Raw genomic sequence first — 22185 nt, 5'->3', positions numbered from 1 at the left:
CTCAGGAGCGTTTATCCAAAATGTTGGAGTACTTCGGGTATAGTCTGCGGATGCAGTCCGGACAGATGTCGTGTGTAAATTCTGCGTGGGTATGTCTCTCCAAATAACCTTCGACTGAATTCCAGACGTCCTGCTCGTCCTTAATCTGTTTGCAGACGGCGCAAATGGGAAGCAAGCCGCGTAGTGTCCGCACTTCGGATAGAGCAAGCTTCAATTGCTGTTCAATTCGCTTCTGTTCCGTAATGTCTGTATGCGAGATCAAAGCTAGTCCCATCGGAGAAGGAGGATCCGTCTGATTCAAGGGGGTAAGCTCCAGCTTGAACCATCGAAGGTCCAGGTTCGCAGACTGTACAGATATGTCATATGTATGGCAGTGAACAAAGGGATGTTGAATCTTCTCTAACTTCTGAATAATCGATGAATTCTCCGTTTCCTCTTCCTGGGCTGCCCATATCTGCAGCAGCTGAAGATAATGAAACGTTTCGCAAGAAGATCGGTGGGCGTCAGTTTTTTTATATTTCGAGAGATGCAATCGCCCGAGTCCGTTCTGCCATGCGGTATTGCAGCTGCGGATTCTCCAGTCGCGGTCGACGATGATGAGTTGATGACGTAGGGATTGAAAGGATAACCTTTCAAGGTCAGTTGTAAAGAAGCTCATGAATAGGCCCTCCTTGGCAATCAGTTAAAAGATCGGGACGGCAAGGTAATGGCGGTGTCATCGTAGTTCATCCGAAATTTGCAAAATGTCTGCCACCTGGTTTCGGAAACGGGTGGCTTTTCGTGTGCCATGGATGAGATTGGATAAACGATACGGCGGGATGTCGTGCTTCTCGCAGAACGTTTTCTGGTCCATCTGTAGCTCCGTTAAGCGGCGTTTAATGGCCCATCCGAACGGAGTCACGGGTTTCTTTTTGTTCAAAAGGGTTCACCCCTCATAGAAGTATTTCAACCCGCCTTCGGCTGTGTATAATAGAGGGAGATGCGAGCTGTTCATTACATTATATACGTATTTACGTCATGTAACAATTATAAACGATGAAAAATAGTGTATTTATATTAAATAATGACGTAATAACGTGATGTTCTATAGGCATACGTGAAAAAGCACGTCAGCAAGGAGGTTGCTGCGTGCTTTTTCGTTTGGGGAAATATGAGGGGAGCTTGGAGGCGGTAAGATTAGGCGCGATAAGCATGCAGCCCTGCGCCAAGCATGTGGAAGCTGGGGAACAACGATTTCATGGACATTGAGGTTGGCTGTGCCGGTCCATCCGCAGCGGAGGCGCTAACGGTATTCCATTCATGCTCCAGGTCTGCGGCCAGGCGAACCAGCAGTTCCTGGGTTGTTTCGTTATGCATGGGGAGGACTTTGGAAGCTTCGGTTATGCATGCATTCATGGCTGAGTGCAAGTAACCCATTACCGCTTCCTCGACGGGGATATCGAGGTAGTGGTTGATCCAGGCGTGAACAGTAGAGAGGCAGCCTACAGACTCGTATTTGGCAAGGGTGTGTTCGAGCTGGCTGAATTCTATCCAGGGGTGGAGAGCCCGGGCCAGCTTGATCAGTCTTTTGCCCATGGCAGCGGCTTGCTCCCTTTGATCAGAAGGAGTCCGCTGAACGTGAACCAACTTGTCAATGAGAGCTGTTCGCCATGTGTCATTATGATCCGTTGCGCTGTAGATACCTTTAATCGCCATGCCCTCAAGTCGAACGATACTGGGATGCAGCTGACAGCGCATGAAGGATTCCAGATCATCGGCATTTCGGATGCTGCCTTCAGCAATGTGTACATCCATACCAAATGAATGGGTAAAACCTCCGACATGAATGGAGGAATCAAGCAGTTTGACATAATCGAGCAGCTTATTCCCACGGTTCACGGTCTTTCGCCTCCTATGTTCGTGAAATGTTATGTTATATAACATTAATATTGATTTCTGAATCCTTTTATGTTTAAAATCCGAATTATATGATATATATAATCACATAAACATCCGTATTTTGTCAATGATTTCTTATTTTAAGTTTCAATTATATTATAACGTTACATAATATGATTGATAAAAGTTAGAAGTCCGAAAATTATGTTAGGTATATGATATGTTTATTGTGAAGAGCTAAAATTAAAAATGAAGATGTATAAAAGAATTGAAATTTAATGTATGCAGCAGTTAAAAGATCATGACGATAAAAACCGATATTTGGAGAAAAAACACAGGTGCAAAGTAGTTTTAATAAAAGTGCTTTACTTTTATATTGAGATCCTGTATAATCAATTTTGTTGCCGATTATTTACGACATGCGGTCGTGGTGGAATGGCAGACACGCTATCTTGAGGGGGTAGTGGGCGTATGCCCGTGGAGGTTCGAGTCCTCTCGACCGCATCATATTGTACGACAAGAAGAGGTTTTCCGAATATGGAAAACCTCTTCTTTGCGTTTGGATAAACATAAAAAAAGGCCATTCACACAGAACCGGACTTTCTGTGGTTCCATGTTGATTGTGGCCTCTCCATGTTGATCTATTTCAGCAGTTTCTCAATATCAGCCTCAATTTGGTCAGGAGTCGTTTTTGGAGCATAACGCTTCACGACCCGTCCGTTCTGATCAACAAGGAATTTGGTGAAGTTCCACTTGATGGCTTTGGATCCGAGCAGTCCCGGTGCCTCTGTTGTCAGGTGCTGGAATAGAGGGTGAGCGCTTGAACCATTAACATCAATTTTCTCAAACATAGGAAAGCTTACACCGTAATTCATCTGGCAGAACTCAGCAATATCGTCGGAAGATCCTTTTTCCTGAGCGAATTGGTTACTTGGGAAGCCCAGTACTTCAAACTGCCGGTCTTTGAATTTGTTATAGAGTTCCTGTAAGCCTTCAAATTGCGGGGTCAGACCACATTTGCTCGCCGTATTTACAATTAGCAGCACCTTGTTGCGATAATCGGACATCTCGACTTCCTGGCCCCGAAGGGTATTGACTTTGTAGTCATAAACGGACATGATCAGTCGCCTCCATATCGTATAATGGGTTAATGATTTCTATAGTTATATTATATTGCTTACAATTAGATAATGCAAAACTAATTAAATAAATTCCTATGTTTACTTACAGATATCTAAAATTACAACCGTTTTTCATAAGGACGAGAATTAGCGAGATTCACAGAGATGGATGGAGAATGGATCGGTTGTAAGCGATATCATTGATATGTAATGCCTTAAATTCGTCCATTCGGTGATCTGACCGGACTTTACACTAACATGTCGCGGGTGTATGATTCATATCGTAATTTCTAATTCAATTAAACTTAACATGAACAACGAAACAAACGATAATATCGCTCTGGTCAATACATGAAACAGGAACGATGTTTTAATCGCTGAGTTTCCATTCATTCATGGGTGGGAAACGGGGGAACCAATCGGATTGGCTGTCATTGCAGCTAATCCATGGGGTGAATTTTTCGGTGCAAGCCGGAAATAGGGCGACTCTCGCGCCCGAATCCGTCAGCTAACCTCGTAAGCGTTAAAGGGAGAGGCAACAAGCCGTACGCATATTCATGGCGTTTTCGTCATGGGTTATTCAAGAAGCGTTCGGGAGGCCTTGGTCCCCCACGCTTCTTTTTTGTTGTCTTTTCACGCCAAGGGAGGAACGAATGATGGATAATGAGATGATTTTAGTAACAGCACCGAATGAAGCAGGCCGCAAGTTTATCAAGCTGTTGATGTACAAAAAAATGCCGTTTGCCGTTCTGACCAACAGTGCAGGGGAAGAACGGAAGCTCCGCAGAATCGGAGTGGAGAACGTCATTCGCATGAATACAGCTGAAGCTCAGAAGTGGTTTCTACCGCAGTCGAGCGTAGGCAACGTTTTTATCTTCGAGAATAGTTTGAACCTGACCTGTCGCTATCTGCAGATCTGCCGTTCCTGGACCTCCAAATCACTATGTGTGATTACAGAACAGAGTCACCCCAAAGGCATTTACCGAGGGATGGGAGCTGACCGCATTGTGTATTCTCTTAATGGAGAAGTGGGCTTCTTGCTTAATGGTTAATGTGATAGCTGCCGATTGATCCGGTGTAAGGTGCCTGTTATAATTGAACTTGTGGAAAAACGGAATTCTGAGGAGACTCATGCATGATGGTGGGTCTTCTTTTTTATTTGAGCATTAATGTACATTGCTGATTTAGAGATTGCGTTCATGGCTAACAAGGAGGAATAGGCGTGCCGGATGTACGGGGGTTAAAATGGTTGTTCTTTGATGTAGGAGATACGCTGGTGGACGAATGGGAGCCGGTAGATGATATTATAGGGCAGTTTGTAAAAGAAGCCTGCTTGCTTGGATATCCGGTGAAAATAGAGGAAGTGCGAGAGATATTTGCCTCCTGTTATCGAAATTATGAGCAGTGGCCCATGAGGGTAGCCATTCGAACGCTAATCAGCGATGAACGTCATAGGGAGCAGATCCAGGAGAAGTTGAAGTTCCGGAAGGAACTGGAGAAGCCCTTCGCTTCTGCTGAAGCGGTGTTGAAGGAATTGTCACACCATTATCGAATCGGGATCATCGCCAATCAGAGTCCAGGGACAGAGGGGCGCCTGGAGAGCTACGGTCTGCGGAGGTACGTGGATGTACTGGCTTGCTCGGCAGAAGAAGGCGTATCGAAGCCGGATCCGGAACTCTATGCGGTGGCTTTGAAGCAGGCGGGATGTGAACCCCAGGAAGCAGTCATGATTGGGGATCGGATTGATAACGATATCATTCCTGCCAAGAAGCTGGGGATGCGAACGATTCGGATTTTGCAGGGCTATGGACGATTTCAGCCTGAGCTTGAGGGCCAAGAGCGTGCAGACTGGACCATCGAAGCCTTGGAGCAGCTTATTCCACTGCTTGTGCCTTCTGAGGGTTAGTGGATAAAATTAAAAAAAGATGACTTTCGCGTCATTAAATAAAGGACAAGGCAAGTGCACGGCAAAGCTAAAAGGCTGATCCCTTCAAGTATATTCTTGATGAGGGATCAGCCTTTTTTTTATAAATCTATAGTAAGAGGGAAACGGTTTTAGCGCATATATAGATTAAAACAGCATGATGGTCTGGAAGATCAGATAGACGTTCAGAACCACAATTACGGCAGCGATGATCCAAGAGATGACTTTGAGCCACAGTTTGTTGGCGAATGCGCCCATGCTTTTCTTGTCACTCGTAAACATCACAAGTGGAATGACGGCAAAAGGCAGCTGCAAGGATAGAATCACCTGGCTCAAAATCAGTAGTTCTTCCGTTCCGTGTTCGCCGGCGATAGCCGTCACAATAACGGCAGGGATGATTGCAATTAATCGGGTCACGAGCCGGCGAAGCCAAGCCGGAATCCGAATGTTCAGGAAACCTTCCATGACAATCTGCCCAGACAGTGTGCCTGTAAGCGTAGAATTCTGACCTGAGGCCAGCAGAGCGACACCAAACAGAATACTTGCAATGGTTGTGCCCAGCAGAGGTGTAAGCAAGTGATAAGCATCTGCAATCTCAGCGACCTGCGTCATGCCTGCACTGTGAAATACAGCGGCTGACACAATGAGTATGGCGGCGTTGATAAACAGGGCCAGGGTCAAAGCGATCGTTGAATCCATGGTGGAGTAACGGATTGCTTCTCTTTTCCCCTGAGTTGTCTGTTCGATCTGCCGGGTCTGCACGATGGACGAATGCAAGTATAGATTGTGCGGCATAACCGTTGCTCCAATGATTCCGATGGCAATATATAGCATCGCAGGATTCTGTAGTATCTCGGCACTTGGTACAAAGCCTGTGAGTACCCCGCCCATGTCCGGTTTGGCAAGAAACAGGTCAATCCCGAAGCAGAGGGCGATGGTTGCCATCAGCACGATGACTAGTGTTTCCAGAGCGCGGAAGCCTTTATTTTGCAGCAAAAGGATAATCAGAACATCCACAGCCGTAATAATGACGCCGTATAACATCGGGATGTTGAACAGAAGCTTCAGTGCAATGGCTGAACCGATAACCTCAGCCAGATCTGTTGCGGCAATGGCCAGTTCGCACAGAGCCCAGAGCATAATGACAACCGGCATACTGAACCGTTCGCGGCAAGCTTGGGCCAGATCCCGTCCAGTTACAATACCAAGCTTGCCTGCAAGTGACTGTAATACGACGGCCATCAGGTTTGAGATTAAAATAACGGATAATAGCGTGTAACCGAACTGGGAACCTCCGGCAATATCTGTTGCCCAGTTACCCGGGTCCATATAGCCGACAGCGACCAGATAACCTGGGCCGACAAAGGCGAGGAATTTTTTCCACCAGGCGGCGTTCTTCGGAACCTTCATGGAGCCGTGTGCTTCCCCGAGGGAGGGAGCCATGCCTGCTGCGGCTAATTGCTCAGCCGAAGGAGAGCTGAATGGATTTTTTTTACTCATAAATGTTCACCTGACTTTTTATAATAATCGTATTGATGCTCCGTATGATGAAGACCTGGGTTATTCACTTTTATATGTCTGAAAATATATGTTGTTACTTACATTGTACTCATTCAATAATTTTTGTCTAGTGCAACTTTTATGTAGATGGACAAAATGAGTGGAGAGGGATCAGGCCCTTAGTGTATTACCCAAATTCAGAAAATTTACCTTTATATCATAAATGGCGTTATGCGGATGGCGGGATGATGCATGAAAATGACAAAGATGCAAAAGCTGATTAAGTAACCCAAATCCGTTTCAAATTAAGCCAGAAGTTTAAATTGAATTGTAGGCAGCAAAAATATTGATGTAAAAGGAGAGATTCTAATGGAAGCTTTATATACAGCAACTGCGACAGTCAAAGGTGGACGTACAGGTTCGGTAACTTCATCGGATGGAGTCCTTAAACATGATCTGAAAATGCCAAAAGAGCTGGGTGGATCCGGCGGTGAAGGTACGAACCCTGAGCAGCTCTTTGCAGCAGGATACGGTGCATGTTACGAAAGTGCTCTTGCCAACGTGGCACGTAAAGCCGGCGTTAAACTGGAAGATGTGACTGTAACGAGTAATGTATCCATTGGAAAAGACCCTGCGGATGACGGATTCCAGTTGTCGGTCCGGCTGGATGTAAGCATGCCGGGTGTGGATCATAGTCAGGCCGAGGATCTGGCTCGCAAAGCTCATGATTTTTGCCCTTATTCCAAAGCGACTCGCGGGAATATTGATGTCGTACTGAACGTGGTATAAACCGAATCTCGCTGAAGTAAAGGGAGAAATAAATGAAGCAGGCTATCCTGGATACCTGTTGTTTGGTACAAGCCCTGCTGGCTAACGGCAGGGTTTTGTATTTAAAATCATAAGACATGCAGGAGATTGCAGGTCAAATCGCGTACTCTTTTACATAATTATACTCTTGCTTCATGCCAGGCATCTGAAAAAGGGGGAATGCAAATGAGTATTGAAGAGATGATTGAGCGAAGGTTTGTATGTACGAAATGCCGGGGAACGGATTGCAACATCAAGGAAGTATCCATGTCCGGGGCTGGTCTTAGCAAAATGTTCGACATTCAGCATAATCACTATTTGTTCGTAGCCTGTTCCTCATGTGGTTATGTGGAAGTATTCGACCCCGATGTACTAAAAGGCAAAAAGCAGGGTCAGGTAGGCACGATATTGGATATTTTGTTCGGCGGATAGTGTGGCATAACTTGGTGGGTATGGAATCAATCCAAAATAAGCTGGGAGGTTCGTGCTCCCTGAGTTGACATCGAACTAAAATTTCTTTAATATGACTTAGTACTGAGAAGTGTCATGCAGGGAATATGCAGGAAACAAATTTGAATTGACAGGTGATATCCATGTCTTATAGACCAAGTATTGCAGAATTACAAGTAGCTAGTAAAAACGAAAAAGACGGATTGTATGAATTTACAATGAAGCTGGTAGATGGCACGCAATGCCGTGTATTCTACTCCAAATCTCCGGAATGGAAGATGACAGCGATCAGCCGTCTGCAGAAAACGCCTTGTCCCGTATGCCGCAAAGATTTCATTTGCAAATGCATGGACCAGTGGGCAGGAGATCTGCATCAACAAATGATTGAAGATCAGTGGATGGAAAAGGCAATTGCTGAGTAATTGTCCAAACAGATACGAGCGTAGGCTTTAGAGCCTGCGCTCTTTTTCTATTCTATTCCTTTGAGTCGTATAAATTCTGGGGATAGCCGAACGTGAAGGTGAAAAGTGGGTAAGTTAATCTAACAGCATAAATGAGGAGGCTTCAATTATGACATCAATTCGAGCGAATGAGCATGAGGGACACCCAATTGTACTCGTGGACGGGGTTTGTCACTTTTGCCAAGGATTAACCAAATGGATTATCAAACGTGATCCGGAAGGGAAATATCATTTTGCATCGCTCCAATCTGATGTAGCCAAGGACTTGCTGAAGAAAGGAAATCTTTCTACAGACAGCATGGATACGTTTGTACTTATCGAAGAGGGCCGTTACTATACACGTTCGACAGCTGCACTGCGGCTGGCCAAAGGTCTGAAATTTCCGTATCCATTATTATATGTCTTTATTATTGTGCCCAAATTCATTCGAAATGCCGTGTATAACTGGGTAGCCCGTAATCGTTACCGGTGGTTTGGCAAGGACGAAGCGTGTATGCTGCCGACACCTGAGATCAAGAATCGGTTTTTGTAAATCGTACTAGAGCAACGCATGTACCACAAACATGATTAATAAAGGAAACATTTGGGTAATGAATACGGATCACATCTATTTTGGGAGGACAAACAGTTGAAGAAGTGGACGACATTCATTATCGGGGCATTATTAGCAGTAAGCCTGACAGCATGCGGTGACGATGCGGATAACAGCACTGCAACGCCGCCGGCTGGCAACGAAGCGACAAACGAGGGGAATACACCTGCAGAGCAGGAAACACAGATCCCTACACTGGAAGAATTGATTACCAAAACGAATGAAGCAGCCAAGGAAATGAAAAGCTTCTCGAGCGATGCAACCATTGATCAGAATTTGAAGCTGGAGGCTGGCGAACAGTCACAGGATCAGCAGGTAAAAACAACAATGAAGATGGATATCATCAAGGATCCAATGATGATCTATCAAGAGATGAACATGGAAATGTCCGGGCAGGAAGCACAAAACGTGAAGCAGTACATTACTTCCGATGCCATCTATTCGCAGGTGGGAGATCAATGGGTTAAAATTCCTGATGATCAAACGAAGCAGCTGATTGAGCAAATGCAATCAAGCCTGAACCCCGAAGAAGAATTGGACCAATTCAATAAAATTGCGGAAGATACCAAGATCACCGAAGAGGGCGACAATTATGTCATTACTGCAGACGTATCGGGTGATAACGTGAAGGAATTGGCTCAATCCGTCATGGAGCAGAATGGAACGGACGCCCAGACACAAGCGATGCTTGAACAGATGAATATTACAAGTATGCAAATGAAATATATGGTGAACAAGGAGACGTATCTTCCGGTTGGTACCGACGTGAATATGGTGATGGAGATGGAGCAGGAAGGCCAGAAAATGACCATGGACATGAAGATGACCAGCACCTTCTCCAACCATAACCAGGTAGAAGAGATTGAGATTCCACAGGAAGCATTGGACAGCGCGAAGTAGGGAGAGATCAAGCTTGCTACAAGCAAAAACATCCCTTTTTGAATCCATGCAACGTGGTTCTATTTGAAAACATCTTTGATTCAAGTTTGTGTGAACCCAGAGAGGTTACCTGCTTGGATCGAAGGTGTTTTTCTCTTTTCTACAACTGGTCAGGAAGCACAAAGGTATAGTATAGTCGTGTAAGCGATTAACTTTTTCTATTAATATCATATGACTTGGAAGGAGAATTACGCGATGATTGAATATGCTCATATACATCATGTTAGCCTGGCAGTGCGTGATCTGGATGTTGCCAAACAATTTTATACCGGACTGCTAGGTATGCAGGAAATTGAACGTCCGCCTTTCCGCTCTACAGGCACATGGTATGCGATTGGCAGTCAGCAGCTGCATCTGCTCCAGCATCCGGAAGGACATACACTGCGTGAGGCGGGAATTGATACGACGGATGGTCACTTTGCCATCTGGGTGAAAAGTCACAACGAAACGATAGCCTGGCTGGAAAAGCAGGGGATTGAGTATGAAGCAAGACCGGATAGTGTTGCAGGATTCGCACAGATCTTCATTCTTGACCCGGATCGTAACATTATTGAATTTGATGCACCTTATCAATCATAAGAATGGAAGCATCAGATTGTTAATTATATAAATCTCTTGCTCGTCCAGAAATTGTATGCTATATTATCCATACATTCATAGCACGTGACGGAAGCACCGTCCATAATCTTGCATAATACATGCGGATCATGGTCGGTGTTTTTTTGTGCTTTTCTACAGGGAGGGAGGAGAAATTGATCGTGCTGAAGGCGGTACTTGCTTCAAAAGACAAGGAATATGTCAGTGCCTGGCTTGATTTTGTTCAGGGGAGTTCATTTGGTGCAGCAATGCGATTTACCGCCTTTTCACAGTGGGAATCGTTTCAGGAGTATATGCATGAACATGAAGGAAAGGAACTTCCAGATCTGGTTATTGCAGAACCTGAGTTTCTGAATCCCTGGCTGGAAAGTATGGGTGAAGGTCCGGGTGTGCCTTGGTTGCTTCTCAGTGAAGGTCATGAGGAGGTGGCGGAAGATAAGCGCTTAATGAAATATCAACCTCTGCCTGCATTGTTGGATACCGTTCTGAATACAAGTCGGCAGCCTCGTCGCAAAAAGGTGCACCGTCCAGGACAGCAAACCCTTTCCCTTGGAGTGGTGTCAGCTTCGGGAGGAAGCGGCAAGACAGCAGTGGCACTGCATATGGCAAAGCAGCTCGGACTGGCAGGCTACGCCGTGCTCTATCTTAATCTGGAGACGCTGGATAGCGTGCTGCCATTCCTGGAGAAGGGATTATCCCGAAGTGTACAGCGTGTTCCGGATGCCGAAACCGGGCTGTCCCGACTGCTGTATGATCTCAAGGTCGGGAGGAAGGAATCGGGCAAGCACGGGCAGGTGACTACGCAGGCTCCCTCCAAGGGAATAGATGGTTACGTGCTTCGTCATGATGGACTGAAGGCAGACGTGTTCTGGCCATTATCCAACCGGAAGGAACTGCTGCAGATGTCGTGTGAAGATACGACGGGGCTCGTTCATTATTTGTCTACTTCCGGGCAATATGACGTGCTGATTCTGGATGGAGACTCCGGTTGGGACGAACGCAGTCGAGGCATTTTGAAAGCGGCAGATGACTTGGTATGGCTGGTTGAAGATGACCTGTCTGCCATGCACCGCTGGGGCCAATGGCTGGCGCATGCTGAGCGGACTGAGCCTGACTTGGTTGAACGTGTACTGGATCGTGCCCGCTTTGTGGTAAACAAATACCGAGACAGCATAGTCAATGCCGTTCCACGACCTGAGCTGAAGCTGGATGCAGTGCTGCCGTATATCCCTTCCTGGAAGCAGCTTCACCAGGAGGAAGTACTGCTAAGCTCTCCCATATTTCAGCGTGAGGTAAAAAAGCTGTGTGCCATGCTTGTACAGGACGGAGAGGATGATCTGAAGCAGACGGGGCGCCTCCATAAGGGAGAGGGGTGGGCATGATGAGTGATGCATCCCATAGAGTTTTGGACCGGGAAGAACAATTTCAGAACATGCGCCGCGAAGTCAGGGCAGGCCTTGACTTAACGTCTTCAGCCGGGGACAAGGAACTGTGGCAGGGGATTGAGCGCAAGGTGTTATCTGATCCGGAACTGGATGACCTGACATCTGGAGAAAGACATGCGCTGGTGCAGAGGCTGTTTGATTCGTTTCGCGGGTTGGACATTCTTCAACCCCTGGTGGATCATCCTGACATTACGGAGATTATGATTAATAGTCACCGGGAGATCTTTGTCGAGCAGGAAGGGGAAGTTAGCCAAATTCAGCTCGAATTCGAATCCAGAGAACGGCTGGAGGATATTATCCAGATGATCGTCTCTGGGGTGAACCGGATCGTGAATGAGTCTTCTCCCATTGTGGATGCGCGGCTCAAGGACGGTTCGCGGGTCAATATTGTGCTGCCGCCGATTGCGCTAAAAGGTCCCACCATGACGATTCGGAAGTTCCCAAGTGAACCGATGACCATGCCGGACCTGATTGGAAAAGGTGCCTTGCATGAGGAAGCGGCAGAGCTGCTGCAGCAGTTGGTGCGCAGCAAATTCAATATCTTCATCGGGGGCGGGACCGGGTCAGGGAAAACGACCTTTCTGAATGCATTATCACAGTTTATTCCTCCGGATGAACGGATTATTACGATTGAAGATTCCGCCGAGCTGCAGATTGTCACGGTGCCGAATCTGGTGTCGCTGGAGACGCGGAACGCCAATACCGAGGGCAAGGGTGAAATCTCCATCCGGGATCTGATCAAGTCTTCACTACGGATGAGACCCAACCGGATTGTAATCGGAGAGGTGCGTGGGGCAGAGGCGCTTGATATGCTGCAGGCCATGAATACCGGTCATGACGGTTCGTTATCTACAGGGCATGCCAATAACATCTCGGACATGATCAGCAGATTGGAGACAATGGTACTCAGCGGGGCAGAGCTTCCTATTTCGGTTGTGCGGCAGCAGATCAGCTCAGCAATTGATATCTTCGTTCATCTATCACGGCTGAGAGACCGTTCAAGGCGAGTGACGGAAATCAGTGAAGTCATTGGCATGAAGGACGGGGAGGTACTGCTGAATCCGCTCTTTCGTTTCCAGGAGCGGGATGAAAGGGAAGGCAAGATCATTGGAGGGTTGGTACAGGTCGGAAAGTTGAAGCGGATTGAGAAAATCCAAATGGCCGGGCTTGGAGAGTGGCTGAGTGAATACATAGGTCGGTACCACAAGGAATTAGAAGATTCGGATAACAAGGTAAATTGAAGCGGTTAGAAGGTGATTAGGTTGGGTGAGTCCAGGCAGGTGTTAACGGATTATACCGTATACACGCTATCCGGTAGACAACGAACCGTCTGCATGTTGATTAGTGGACTGCTATTTTTCGGTGTCGGTATTTTGTTCTATCACCACTGGCTGGCAGGGGTGATCTTGGCTGCGGGATGCATATGGGTGCCAAAGCACTGGACAAAGGTACTGCTGGAACGAAGAAGAATGACACTGAGTTTACATTTTAAACAAGCGTTATACGCGTTATCCTCCGCACTGGCTGCGGGGAAATCCGTGGAAAATGGATTTAAGGAATCGGTAGAAGATCTGCGAATGCTCAATCCTGAAGCGGATACCGATCTCATTCGGGAGTTCACTATTTTGCGGACAAGAATGGAATATGGTCAACCGATTGAGGAGGCGCTGCAGGACTTTTCTGACCGGGCTGGCATCGAGGATATAACGAATTTCGCAGATGTATTCATCACGTGCAAGCGGACGGGTGGAGACCTGGTCGAGGTGGTTCGCCGAACCTCTGCTGTGATTGGCGAGAAGCTGGACATCCAGCAGGATATCATGGTCGCTGTGGCACAGAAAAGGTTTGAGTCCAAGGCAATGTTTGCCGCGCCTTTTATTTTTCTTATTTTTTTGAATTTGACGGCCAAGGATTTCATGGAACCACTGTATAGCGGTATGGGATATCTGATCTCCAGCGTGGCTTTGGTAGTGCTCGCCTGCTGTTATCTGTGGATTACACGCATTATGGATATCAAAGTATAAGGAGCTGATTCGATGCTGCTTCCCGTTATATTCGGAGGGGTGCTCGGAGCAGGCTGGCTGGTGCTGGATCGAACGCGAGGACATACCTACCGCCATCTGCGCAAACTTCATATGGAAGGCTTACGTCTGAAAAAACTGCATGGACCCTTTCTGTTTTTACTGGACAGATATGAGGTAGGCCGAAGATTGCCTGTGCTGATGTACCGCATGCAGCATGCCGTCCAGAAAATGCACGGCATACAGCACAGCGGAGAGAAAACGATGCTTTATAGTGCTGAAATGCTGACGTATGCCTGGCTGATGCTACTTGTGGGCTGTCTGTTATCACTCGTTGGCGATATCGGAAATGGAGGTCTGTTAGGCGGGCTTGCCCTCGCGGTTGCACTGCCTTTTGCACTCTATAAAGATCTTCATACCAAGGTACAGCGAAGAGACCAGGATATTCTTATGGAGCTGCCCGAGCTGTTAAACCGGATTGTCCTGCTTGTAGGGGCAGGGGAAACCGTACAAAGGGCTATCGTTCACTGTGTTGCAAGTCAGGGAGAGCGAGACCATCCACTCTACAACGAGCTGCGGAAGACGGTCGGTGATTGGAATAATGGATACTCTTTTCAACAGTCGTTTGAACAGTTCAGCCGCCGCTGTGGTGTGCAGGAAGTTACGATTTTTACGACGACAGTCCTGCTGAATTTCCGCCGTGGGGGAGGTGACTTTGTACTCGCGCTGCGGGATCTGTCCCATGTGTTGTGGGAGAAACGCAAGGCTGTCAGTCGGGCGAAGGGAGAACAGGCATCTTCCAAACTGGTGTTTCCGATGGTTCTGATCTTTTTTACGATTGTGGTTATGATCGGAGCACCTGCTTTTATGATGATGAATATGTAGGAGGAATGGAAATGCAGGAGATATTGAAAAGCAAAGCAAGTACATTTTGGAACGAAGAGGACGGTCTGGGTACGCTGGAGCTAATTCTGATTATTGGCGTCATCATTATTATTGCCTTGATTTTCAAAGATCAAATTAAAACCTTGGTAACTCGTTTACTTGGTCAAGTTAGCAAAAAGAGTGATGAATTCTTTGAGTAAACGATTCAAAAGGGAAGATGGAAGCTTCACGATCGAGGCTTCCCTGGTCTTCCCGGTCGTGCTGTTTATTCTCGTGCTAATTCTGTTTTTCACGATGTACATGTATCAAAAAACCTTTTTGAACCAGCATGCCTATGCAGCATCGGAACGAGCCGCCTACAGTTGGGATAACAGTCACAAGCAGGCCATGACAGGTGAAGTAGCGGCAGGTGAGCATGACAATCTCTACTGGAGATTAACGGATGACCGATTGCTCGGAGCTCTGTTTGGCTGGGCTGGCGCGGATAACCAGATTAGTGTTCCCGTGCCTGCTAGTGAAGGCGGGAGTCTGACTGAACAGAAGCTATCCCAAGCCGTTCAGAACATGCCAGGTGGGATGCGTGGAACGATCGAGTATCAGAACTCCTTGATACAGCGAAAAGTTACGACCAAGCTGGAGCAGGTTATTTCTTTGCCTCTTCCTTCTTTTTTGTTTGATTCGGGTGACCGTGTTCTGACGCAAGGTTCATCAGCGGTTGTCGAGCCGGCGGAATTTATCCGAACGGTGGATCTGGTCCGTTATTATGCTGCCAAATTCAAAGGGAAAGGCGGCGAGGCAACCGGTACAGCAGCTGAAGCAGGACAGGTCCTGCAGCATTTTGGAAAAACCAAAAAGTAGAGAGAGGAGGAGAGCAGCGCTGTTCAGAAAAAAAGACGGTGAATCAGGTGCTGTGACCCTGTTCTTGATCTTAATCCTGGCGGGAATCTATATGTTTGTCGCCGTATTCATTGATTATGCCCGGATAGCAGCCTTCAAAGTTCAATCAGAACGCATGGCTCATGCAGCATTAAGATCGGTAATGTCTGCATACGACACGTCACTCCGGGAATATGGGTTGTTTGGTTATGGAGACAGCAGTGGTGAAGCCATTATGGCCAAGGTACTGAATGATAGTGTGAAGCCATCGGCTGTGAAGGATGGATTCCCCATTCTGGATATACAGTGGGATACAAGCACCCTGAGCATGGAGCGGGAATTGGGCAGGTATGATATCTTCAATCGCCAGATTCAGGAGGACATGAAATATCGGGCTCCGGTTGACTTTACGTTAGAGGTGGTCAATCGCTTCAAGCCAATGTCAGAGGAAATGAAAGAAGCCGCGCATACCGTAGACTTGCTCAAGAAATTGCAGAAGCTATATGACAAGCGTGAGGATTTGCTGGATGAGGCGATAGCCAATCAGACCGATTCAGCCAATACATTGAAAGATCTCCCTGCTCTGATCATGAGCCCTCCCTCACCTGCCATTTACGATGAAATGATGGAAGAAACGCCGGAGACTGCTGCCGAGATCGCAGCACGTTATACGGATTATCTAAGCAAGAAACAAGCAGACGAAGGACTACCATTCAACCAGCAGCAGTATATCCTTGAGCTGGCTCGTTACCGGACAGGTGTTGGTAATGTGGTTACCGGTATAAGTATGGTTCTGCAGCCGGCACAACAGGCGCATCAGATGAAGCTCGAGACAGCCCAGACTCTAATTGATGAAGCGCGTAATCTTAATGAGGAAATGAAGCGGGTTATCGCTGAAGGGGAGAACCGTTCCCAGAATGCGAGTTATGAAAAAGTCGGGAATTCAAACCTCCCTGGGCAGAGTCCACCATCTACCGGATCAGGCAGCGAAGCCAAAGATACACGTTCACTTGCCTCTGAGTTGGTGAGAGCCGATTCATTGTTTGATAAGTTAAAAGAACATATCCGCTCCCAAACCTCAGACTTTAATCAGGTTAGAAAAGACAGCCTTGAGCTGAATACACAGCTTCGCAATGTGACGGGTCAGAGCGGTGTGCCTGTTAAGCCTGCTGTGAGACAGGCAAGTCAGGTCACAGAACGATACATGGACTCTTATGTACGAAGTGGTGCCTCCAATGTCATTCTTCAGAGCAAACAGCTGCTTGAGGAAGGTCGGGGATCTGATGCGCAGCGCAAGGCCAACGACAAGGAGTCCAAGGCAAAATTAAAGGACATAAAGCGCATATTGTCACAGATCGAAAATGGACATTCCGGATCAACGGAAGCATTCAAGCAGTTGGAGCAATATTATAATGCCAACATTGCATTTAACCAGGCTAGCCGGGAGGAGGCCAAAAAGGCGGAAATTGCAGGCGATCCTTACGATTCAGGCGGTGAGGCCATGAATGGAATGGACAGTTTATTTGGCGGGATGTCTGGCCTGCTGGATAGTCTAGGGGATGAATTATTCCAGAATGAATATGCACTCGCTTATTTCAATTCGATGGATTTTGGACAGCTGCTCGATTGGACTGAGGGGAGCGGGGATTCGAGTGAGGTCTTCAAACTGGAGAATCAGGAGCTGGAATATATCATTTACGGGTTTCACAATTCTTCAGGCAACATTGCGGCTGCATATGCGGAAATATTTGGTATGCGTTTGGCGATTCGAACCGCAGAAGGATTAATTGAGAACAGTAAACTAGGTAATCCCCTTCTGGTGTTATCGGCTGCAATTTTATACGGTATTACTCACGCCATAGCGGATATGGTGAAGCTCTCCAAAGAGGGCAGTGTGGAGTTGTCCAAATATATCAAGGTTAAGCTTACATACAGGGACCATCTAAGACTATTCCTTTTAATGCACAGTAACAATGAACGTAAAATGTCCAGAATGCTGGCATTGATTCGGCTGAATACGGGCGTTAATCCCGATGAAAAACAAACGTATGCATCAGGGAACATACGCAGCAGTGTAAAGTTATGGTTTTTGCCAGGGGTGATCAAAAGTATAGGTGCAGTTATGGGGAATGCAGACCAGGTTGAAGATGGGCGATTATTCATAGACCGGAGGACGGATTATTCCTATTGAATCAAGCCGTACCTTTTCAGGTGGAGGGATTATGGAGAAGCAGGAGCTAGACCAAAAAGAATATGCGCGATGGCTGCTTCGATTATCACGGTTGCGCAAAATGGAACAATTGAAATCTCTGCCGGAGCAGGCAAGCTCCTCAAAAAAGGAACAGGGAAGCATCGTATTGGAAGCTTCGCTCGTTCTGCCTGTGTTTCTGTTCTTTGTCATGTTCCTTGTCTACATCGTACAAATGACACTGATCTCGACAGCCCTGCAAAGTACAGCGGGTGAAGCCGTAAAGCAGCTCTCCACCAAGATCTATCCAGTTTCGCTTGTCTTCACTCCATCGGATTCCGCTGGTGGTGGAGAGAAGGGAAGCGGCTGGGGCATACCAGAGTTGTCTTTAACGGAATGGGCTGAAGAGTATGCCTCGGCTCTGCCGGATCCGCTAAGCAATTGGGTGCGTGCGGCTGCAGCCAGTGGGGATCAACCTTTGCAGGAGATTAAGACTTCGGTTATGGAGACTGTACTTGATCCAGCTGTAAAACCCTTGCTCCAACCTTTTATAGATCCGGAATTGCTGGATATGGAGCGTATACATGTTAACGGGATATCTGTGCCGGATCTCAAGAACAAAACAAATCCGTATTTCAGGCTGGAGCTCAGTTACGAACTGCCGATTAAAGTGCCTTTCCTCGGCAAACCATTACGGATTCAGGCTGCTGCCGCTGAGCGCGTATGGATTGGAGATACGGGAGAAGGTTCTAATAGTAATGAGGGCGATGGAGACGCTGCAGGTTCAATAACCGTGTTATCCAAGCCAGAGCCTGCTTACATAGGGAATAATGCAACAATCAAGGTTCAGGTGGAACCAGGGGCCACTGCAAACCTGACGATATTTTATAAGTCGGGAGAAAGTACAGCGAAACATATTGGCTGGGCTACAGCGGATGAGAATGGCGTGATTGAGTGGAACTGGTTTGTAGGTACTCGAACGACGGAAGGGACCTGGACATTTGTAGTGGAAACAGCGGATGGCAGTAAGACAACAACTGAGTTTAATGTAGCATCGAGAAAATAGTGATATGGATAGAGGAGTGATGGGGGTGGAATGGTTCATTGCAGCCTGTGGCCTATACGTGGTGACTGCCTTTGTAACCGATGTGCGGTCCATGAAAATTCCGAATCTGCTGACCTTGCCTGTAACCGTTCTAGGTGTGCTGGCCCATGGGATATGGGATGGATGGGAAGGCTTGATCTTCTCTGCCGCGGGGTTCGCAGCCTGTTTTGGCATTTTGTTGGTGATGTACGCGATCGGAGCAGTAGGAGCTGGAGATGTAAAACTGTTTGGCGGGATTGGAGCATGGACGGGTATTTCTTTTGGAATTCACGTTGTTGTGTATTCCGTTCTATATGCCGGGGCAATTGGCTTAATTATTCTGTTGTTCCGAAGGGATTCAGCCAAACGGATTCGTAACATGGCCGGTGGGCTTGCAGGCTTTTTCATGCTCGGTTCACTCAAACTGGTCAGCAAGGAGAAAACGCTCAAGTTCCCGTTCATGCTGGCTGTATTGCCAGGCTTTATCAGTGCCTATGTTTATATGATTTCATAGATTGATACAAGAAAAGAAAGTAGAAGTTGAATTTACACCGGAAAGAGAGGATTGGCATGTATGGATTAACGAAAGATTTTATACGGAACGGCGGAGCATTTATGGTTCTGGAAAAAGCCGAAGGATTACGGATGGACGAATTAAGCCGTGTACAGACGGGGATGATGTCCGCCAATGATATTCCACGCCTGCTTCCGCTCCACATTCGTGAGATGGATCGCAACGTTACTCTTCAATATGATATTTCCGGGTATAAAATGTTATCCCAGTTCCTAAAGGCAGGCAAAATTAAACTGCGTGTGCTGTACGGTCTATTGTTTCAACTCGCAGACACGTTCACGGAATGCCGTCAATACATGCTCGAACCCCGTAAGCTGATGCTGCAGGAAGAGAGCATATTTGTAAAAGGTTCACTGGAACAAGGTGAGCTGGGCATGGTTTATGTACCGATTCAGGATTCTGTGGTTGTGGATCCGACTCCGGCGCAATTCCGTGAACTGGTCATCCGGCTGATGGCTCATGTGCAGGAGTTGCAAGGTGAAGGCATTCAGCGGGTTCTGCAGCTATGTGATAACGAACGGTGGGATGTTGGACAGCTGCGGGAATTGTTACTGGAACTCTACGCGGATGAACAAGCAGGGCACGGTAGCTCAACATTTTTGTCTTCCCGTGTCAACGAACCTAGGGAGAATGGGACTGTGAACGAACGTTCTGCTTATGTTGAATCTGAACCTGAGTTTGCACAATTGCCACGTTTACATAGACAACATGCCCGATCGAAGCATGACCAAGACAAAATGCGGCCTGATACGTACTCCAATTCTCGTCAACAGCTGGATCAAGTATTGGAACAGGAAGGGTCGAACAGTAACAAGTTAAGTCCAAACTTCCTGAGCACACGTCCTTCTAGAGAAGGCTCATCTCCTTTTGCAGACAGGACCGATCCAGTGGTGAACAAATCTAACGAAATTACATTTGATGAGAACATGGAAATGGAGCAAAAGACTGGAACGTCGAAAGTGACGTATATTATTCTTATTTGCATGGTCGGTATAGCCCTGGTATGGAGATTCGCTTATATGGAGCAGCCCGGGCAGACACCTATGATAATATCCATCGTTCTAAGTGTCGCCTTACTTGCGGTTGCAGGCTGGGCCTGGATTAGCAAAGGGAAATTCGGCATAACCAAAGCGGCAGGTCTCAGAAGGATTGATCAAGCTTCATTTCTTAATTTAGGTCATAAGCGAACTAAAAATGAAGAGGAAGCAGAGGAATTATATCAAGAGAGCTGGCGCTGGAACCAATCAGAGTGGAAGACTAACAATGACCCACCTGCACCGGGGTATGCCAGTATTGCCAGTACAACTCTGAATTCGCGCTTTCAACGATTACATACCGAACCAGAATCAGAACCAGAATCATCAATCATGATCCAACAGCAGTTCGATCATATTACTGCTCCAACGTCTGAGCTGATTCGGACTGAATCTGGAACGGAGGCAACAGTAAATCTGCAAAGTATGACTGGGGAAGCAGCAAAGGGCGCCGATCCAGTAACGCCATCCTTTTATCTGGAACGCCGATTAGGGGCAAGTAACCGGAATGAGCGGATGGATGTGCAGGGAGCCTCTTTTGTTATCGGCCGATCGGCAGAGATGGTTCAATGGGTGGATTCAACAACCGGTGTGTCCCGTGCTCATGTGGAATTGAGCAGGAACAAATCGGGCTATGTCATTAAGGATCTGGGTTCTGTGAATGGCACCTTACTGCAGGGTAAGCCTCTTGCACCCTATAAAGAATATCCACTGGAAGACGGGGATACCTTTATGCTGGCAGAATCCGTCTATACCTACCGTTCAGTCGGATAATCCGCGATGCTTCAAATCTTCCAGCGCATCGGTTAAGGTTGGGAATGTGAATTGGAACCCGTAATCCAGAGCCTTCTGCGGAATGACACGCTGCCCCTGGAGCAATACAACAGAGAGTTCTCCGACCACTGCTTTAATCAGGAAACCGGGGACCGGGAACCAGTGAGGACGATGATAGACCTTGCTAACTGTGCGTCCAAACTCGTCATTGGTCACGGGGTTCGGAGCGGATGCGTTCACCGGACCCGAGATTTCCTTATTATGTATCGTAAAATCAATAAGCCTTACAATATCCAATATGTGTATCCAGGTCGTCCACTGTTTGCCACTGCCAATTTTGCCGCCTACGCCAAGCATATATGGCAGCTTCATTAACGGAAAGGCTCCTCTTTTATGACCAAGTACGAGGCTGACACGAATTTTGACAAGTCTCACATCTTGGATTGCATCTGCAGCAATCTCCCATTGTTCGGCAACCCGGGACGGAAAGTTCATTGATTTTTGCGGGGAACTTTCATCAAATGTCTCCGACAGAGAGGTTCCGTAAATAGCCATGGCGGATGCCTGCACGACAACTTCCGGTTTATGTTCAAGTTTAGACAGCAGCCGGGCTACCTTGGATACTGTCGTTACTCTCGATTCCACAATTTCCAGCTTGGCCTTGGTCGTCCAGCGCTGATTCAGCGTTTCCCCGGCAAGGTTCACCAGGGCATCCAAACCTTCCAGTAGATGAGGTCTTTCTTCAAGCTGTTCCCATGATATATATGTAAGGCGTTCACCGGGATCATGAAGATCAGGCAGTCTGCGCGTGATAATCTGAACCTGATGACCTGCTTGCAGCCAGTAATCTACGAGTGCACTTCCCACAAATCCTGTTCCTCCACATATGGCAATTTTCATGCTTCAGCCCTCCTGTATTGTGAATTTCATATATGGCGGATCAACAAACAGCCCCGGCGGTAAGCAATGCCTGTCTGCGAATGACTTACCTGATGGAGCTTGTGTGTTGGAGATGAGTATGCGATTCCGTCCACA

The 22185-nt window shown here is 47.1% G+C and carries 24 protein-coding genes, 1 tRNA gene and 1 riboswitch; of the genes, 19 read left to right on the top strand and 6 right to left on the bottom strand.

What is annotated here, in order from left to right; genetic code table 11:
- Position 1 precedes the first annotated feature (1 nt).
- From ABIC22_RS03090 to ABIC22_RS03080, 3 genes are all read right to left on the bottom strand, one after another.
- Positions 2-658, bottom strand: a complete 657-nt coding sequence (locus tag ABIC22_RS03090; RefSeq protein ID WP_354478145.1) for a nitrogen regulation protein NR(II) — start codon at positions 656-658, stop codon at positions 2-4.
- Between the two features lie 57 nt (positions 659-715).
- Positions 716-919, bottom strand: coding sequence for a Rha family transcriptional regulator (locus tag ABIC22_RS03085; RefSeq protein WP_095289174.1), 204 nt, complete (start codon positions 917-919; stop codon positions 716-718).
- A gap of 257 nt (positions 920-1176) precedes the next feature.
- Positions 1177-1878 (bottom strand): urease accessory protein UreF, encoded by a 702-nt coding sequence (locus ABIC22_RS03080; protein WP_164764244.1) that lies wholly within the window; start codon positions 1876-1878, stop codon positions 1177-1179.
- Positions 1879-2299: 421 nt separating this feature from the next.
- Between ABIC22_RS03080 and ABIC22_RS03075 the strand changes: the two genes are divergently transcribed.
- Positions 2300-2382: transfer RNA gene (locus ABIC22_RS03075), tRNA-Leu, on the top strand.
- Positions 2383-2519: 137 nt separating this feature from the next.
- Here ABIC22_RS03075 and ABIC22_RS03070 read toward each other — a convergent pair.
- Positions 2520-2996, bottom strand: coding sequence for a glutathione peroxidase (locus ABIC22_RS03070; protein ID WP_095289177.1), 477 nt, complete (start codon positions 2994-2996; stop codon positions 2520-2522).
- Positions 2997-3364: 368 nt separating this feature from the next.
- Positions 3365-3537: riboswitch (cyclic di-AMP (ydaO/yuaA leader) on the top strand.
- Positions 3538-3652: 115 nt separating this feature from the next.
- Between ABIC22_RS03070 and ABIC22_RS03065 the strand changes: the two genes are divergently transcribed.
- Together ABIC22_RS03065 and ABIC22_RS03060 are read left to right on the top strand one after the other, a co-directional pair.
- Positions 3653-4051: a hypothetical protein gene (locus ABIC22_RS03065; protein ID WP_246311052.1), complete on the top strand. Its 399-nt coding sequence runs from the start codon at positions 3653-3655 to the stop codon at positions 4049-4051.
- Positions 4052-4221: 170 nt separating this feature from the next.
- Positions 4222-4905, top strand: coding sequence for an HAD family hydrolase (locus ABIC22_RS03060; protein WP_354478139.1), 684 nt, complete (start codon positions 4222-4224; stop codon positions 4903-4905).
- Between the two features lie 165 nt (positions 4906-5070).
- Here the strand turns inward: ABIC22_RS03060 and ABIC22_RS03055 are convergent, their stop codons facing one another.
- The gene (locus tag ABIC22_RS03055; RefSeq protein ID WP_127538301.1) at positions 5071-6366 is read right to left on the bottom strand and encodes an Nramp family divalent metal transporter; all 1296 of its coding nucleotides are present in this window, start codon (positions 6364-6366) and stop codon (positions 5071-5073) included.
- 426 nt (positions 6367-6792) lie between these two features.
- Here ABIC22_RS03055 and ABIC22_RS03050 point away from each other — a divergent pair, with 426 nt between their 5' ends.
- From ABIC22_RS03050 to ABIC22_RS02975, 16 genes are all read left to right on the top strand, one after another.
- Positions 6793-7212 (top strand): organic hydroperoxide resistance protein, encoded by a 420-nt coding sequence (locus tag ABIC22_RS03050; protein WP_095289181.1) that lies wholly within the window; start codon positions 6793-6795, stop codon positions 7210-7212.
- 204 nt (positions 7213-7416) lie between these two features.
- Positions 7417-7662, top strand: coding sequence for a zinc ribbon domain-containing protein (locus ABIC22_RS03045; RefSeq protein WP_024629326.1), 246 nt, complete (start codon positions 7417-7419; stop codon positions 7660-7662).
- 161 nt (positions 7663-7823) lie between these two features.
- Complete coding sequence (locus tag ABIC22_RS03040; RefSeq protein WP_154892567.1) at positions 7824-8102, top strand: hypothetical protein; 279 nt, start codon at positions 7824-7826, stop codon at positions 8100-8102.
- Between the two features lie 148 nt (positions 8103-8250).
- Entirely contained in the window at positions 8251-8673 is a 423-nt protein-coding gene (locus ABIC22_RS03035) for a thiol-disulfide oxidoreductase DCC family protein (protein ID WP_354478134.1), read from the top strand.
- 96 nt (positions 8674-8769) lie between these two features.
- Complete coding sequence (locus ABIC22_RS03030; RefSeq protein WP_354478131.1) at positions 8770-9633, top strand: DUF6612 family protein; 864 nt, start codon at positions 8770-8772, stop codon at positions 9631-9633.
- A 234-nt stretch (positions 9634-9867) separates the two neighbouring features.
- Positions 9868-10251, top strand: coding sequence for a VOC family protein (locus ABIC22_RS03025; RefSeq protein ID WP_127538214.1), 384 nt, complete (start codon positions 9868-9870; stop codon positions 10249-10251).
- Between the two features lie 179 nt (positions 10252-10430).
- Positions 10431-11651 (top strand): nucleotide-binding protein, encoded by a 1221-nt coding sequence (locus tag ABIC22_RS03020; protein WP_354478128.1) that lies wholly within the window; start codon positions 10431-10433, stop codon positions 11649-11651.
- Positions 11651-12955 (top strand): TadA family conjugal transfer-associated ATPase, encoded by a 1305-nt coding sequence (locus ABIC22_RS03015; RefSeq protein ID WP_127538302.1) that lies wholly within the window; start codon positions 11651-11653, stop codon positions 12953-12955. Before ABIC22_RS03020 ends, ABIC22_RS03015 begins: the two co-directional genes overlap by 1 nt.
- A 21-nt stretch (positions 12956-12976) precedes the next feature.
- Entirely contained in the window at positions 12977-13738 is a 762-nt protein-coding gene (locus ABIC22_RS03010; RefSeq protein WP_127538216.1) for a type II secretion system F family protein, read from the top strand.
- A 12-nt stretch (positions 13739-13750) separates the two neighbouring features.
- Complete coding sequence (locus ABIC22_RS03005) at positions 13751-14620, top strand: type II secretion system F family protein (RefSeq protein ID WP_354478125.1); 870 nt, start codon at positions 13751-13753, stop codon at positions 14618-14620.
- Positions 14621-14631: 11 nt separating this feature from the next.
- Positions 14632-14820 carry a Flp1 family type IVb pilin gene (locus ABIC22_RS03000; RefSeq protein WP_095289191.1) on the top strand — a complete coding sequence of 63 codons (189 nt, stop codon included), beginning with the start codon at positions 14632-14634 and terminating at the stop codon, positions 14818-14820.
- Positions 14804-15478: a TadE/TadG family type IV pilus assembly protein gene (locus tag ABIC22_RS02995; protein WP_127538218.1), complete on the top strand. Its 675-nt coding sequence runs from the start codon at positions 14804-14806 to the stop codon at positions 15476-15478. Before ABIC22_RS03000 ends, ABIC22_RS02995 begins: the two co-directional genes overlap by 17 nt.
- Positions 15459-17687 (top strand): hypothetical protein, encoded by a 2229-nt coding sequence (locus ABIC22_RS02990; RefSeq protein ID WP_354478121.1) that lies wholly within the window; start codon positions 15459-15461, stop codon positions 17685-17687. Before ABIC22_RS02995 ends, ABIC22_RS02990 begins: the two co-directional genes overlap by 20 nt.
- Before the next feature lie 31 nt (positions 17688-17718).
- Positions 17719-18750 carry a TadE/TadG family type IV pilus assembly protein gene (locus tag ABIC22_RS02985; protein ID WP_354478118.1) on the top strand — a complete coding sequence of 344 codons (1032 nt, stop codon included), beginning with the start codon at positions 17719-17721 and terminating at the stop codon, positions 18748-18750.
- Positions 18751-18769: 19 nt separating this feature from the next.
- Positions 18770-19282 carry an A24 family peptidase gene (locus ABIC22_RS02980; protein ID WP_127538303.1) on the top strand — a complete coding sequence of 171 codons (513 nt, stop codon included), beginning with the start codon at positions 18770-18772 and terminating at the stop codon, positions 19280-19282.
- A gap of 56 nt (positions 19283-19338) precedes the next feature.
- Positions 19339-21150, top strand: a complete 1812-nt coding sequence (locus ABIC22_RS02975; protein ID WP_354478115.1) for a DUF6382 and FHA domain-containing protein — start codon at positions 19339-19341, stop codon at positions 21148-21150.
- Here the strand turns inward: ABIC22_RS02975 and ABIC22_RS02970 are convergent.
- Positions 21139-22050: a TIGR01777 family oxidoreductase gene (locus ABIC22_RS02970; RefSeq protein ID WP_354478113.1), complete on the bottom strand. Its 912-nt coding sequence runs from the start codon at positions 22048-22050 to the stop codon at positions 21139-21141. The genes ABIC22_RS02975 and ABIC22_RS02970 overlap by 12 nt on opposite strands.
- Positions 22051-22185 lie beyond the last annotated feature (135 nt).

It is taken from the genome of Paenibacillus sp. PvP094, assembly GCF_040546835.1.
GTDB lineage: Bacteria > Bacillota > Bacilli > Paenibacillales > Paenibacillaceae > Paenibacillus > Paenibacillus illinoisensis.
The sequence above is the reverse complement of the archived record's forward strand: the minus strand, read 5'-3'. Positions and strand labels throughout refer to the sequence as shown.

Bases quoted from the DNA above. Each gene is read 5' to 3' on its own strand.
- ABIC22_RS03090 (WP_354478145.1), bottom strand. From the start codon at position 658: ATGAGCTTCTTTACAACTGACCTTGAAAGGTTATCCTTTCAATCCCTA.
- ABIC22_RS03070 (WP_095289177.1), bottom strand. From the start codon at position 2,996: ATGTCCGTTTATGACTACAAAGTCAATACCCTTCGGGGCCAGGAAGTC.
- ABIC22_RS03065 (WP_246311052.1), top strand. From the start codon at position 3,653: ATGATGGATAATGAGATGATTTTAGTAACAGCACCGAATGAAGCAGGC.
- ABIC22_RS03055 (WP_127538301.1), bottom strand. From the start codon at position 6,366: ATGGCTCCCTCCCTCGGGGAAGCACACGGCTCCATGAAGGTTCCGAAG.
- ABIC22_RS03050 (WP_095289181.1), top strand. From the start codon at position 6,793: ATGGAAGCTTTATATACAGCAACTGCGACAGTCAAAGGTGGACGTACA.
- ABIC22_RS03045 (WP_024629326.1), top strand. From the start codon at position 7,417: ATGAGTATTGAAGAGATGATTGAGCGAAGGTTTGTATGTACGAAATGC.
- ABIC22_RS03040 (WP_154892567.1), top strand. From the start codon at position 7,824: ATGTCTTATAGACCAAGTATTGCAGAATTACAAGTAGCTAGTAAAAAC.
- ABIC22_RS03035 (WP_354478134.1), top strand. From the start codon at position 8,251: ATGACATCAATTCGAGCGAATGAGCATGAGGGACACCCAATTGTACTC.
- ABIC22_RS03025 (WP_127538214.1), top strand. From the start codon at position 9,868: ATGATTGAATATGCTCATATACATCATGTTAGCCTGGCAGTGCGTGAT.
- ABIC22_RS03015 (WP_127538302.1), top strand. From the start codon at position 11,651: ATGAGTGATGCATCCCATAGAGTTTTGGACCGGGAAGAACAATTTCAG.
- ABIC22_RS03005 (WP_354478125.1), top strand. From the start codon at position 13,751: ATGCTGCTTCCCGTTATATTCGGAGGGGTGCTCGGAGCAGGCTGGCTG.
- ABIC22_RS03000 (WP_095289191.1), top strand. From the start codon at position 14,632: ATGCAGGAGATATTGAAAAGCAAAGCAAGTACATTTTGGAACGAAGAG.
- ABIC22_RS02995 (WP_127538218.1), top strand. From the start codon at position 14,804: ATGAATTCTTTGAGTAAACGATTCAAAAGGGAAGATGGAAGCTTCACG.
- ABIC22_RS02985 (WP_354478118.1), top strand. From the start codon at position 17,719: ATGGAGAAGCAGGAGCTAGACCAAAAAGAATATGCGCGATGGCTGCTT.
- ABIC22_RS02980 (WP_127538303.1), top strand. From the start codon at position 18,770: ATGGGGGTGGAATGGTTCATTGCAGCCTGTGGCCTATACGTGGTGACT.
- ABIC22_RS02975 (WP_354478115.1), top strand. From the start codon at position 19,339: ATGTATGGATTAACGAAAGATTTTATACGGAACGGCGGAGCATTTATG.
- ABIC22_RS02970 (WP_354478113.1), bottom strand. From the start codon at position 22,050: ATGAAAATTGCCATATGTGGAGGAACAGGATTTGTGGGAAGTGCACTC.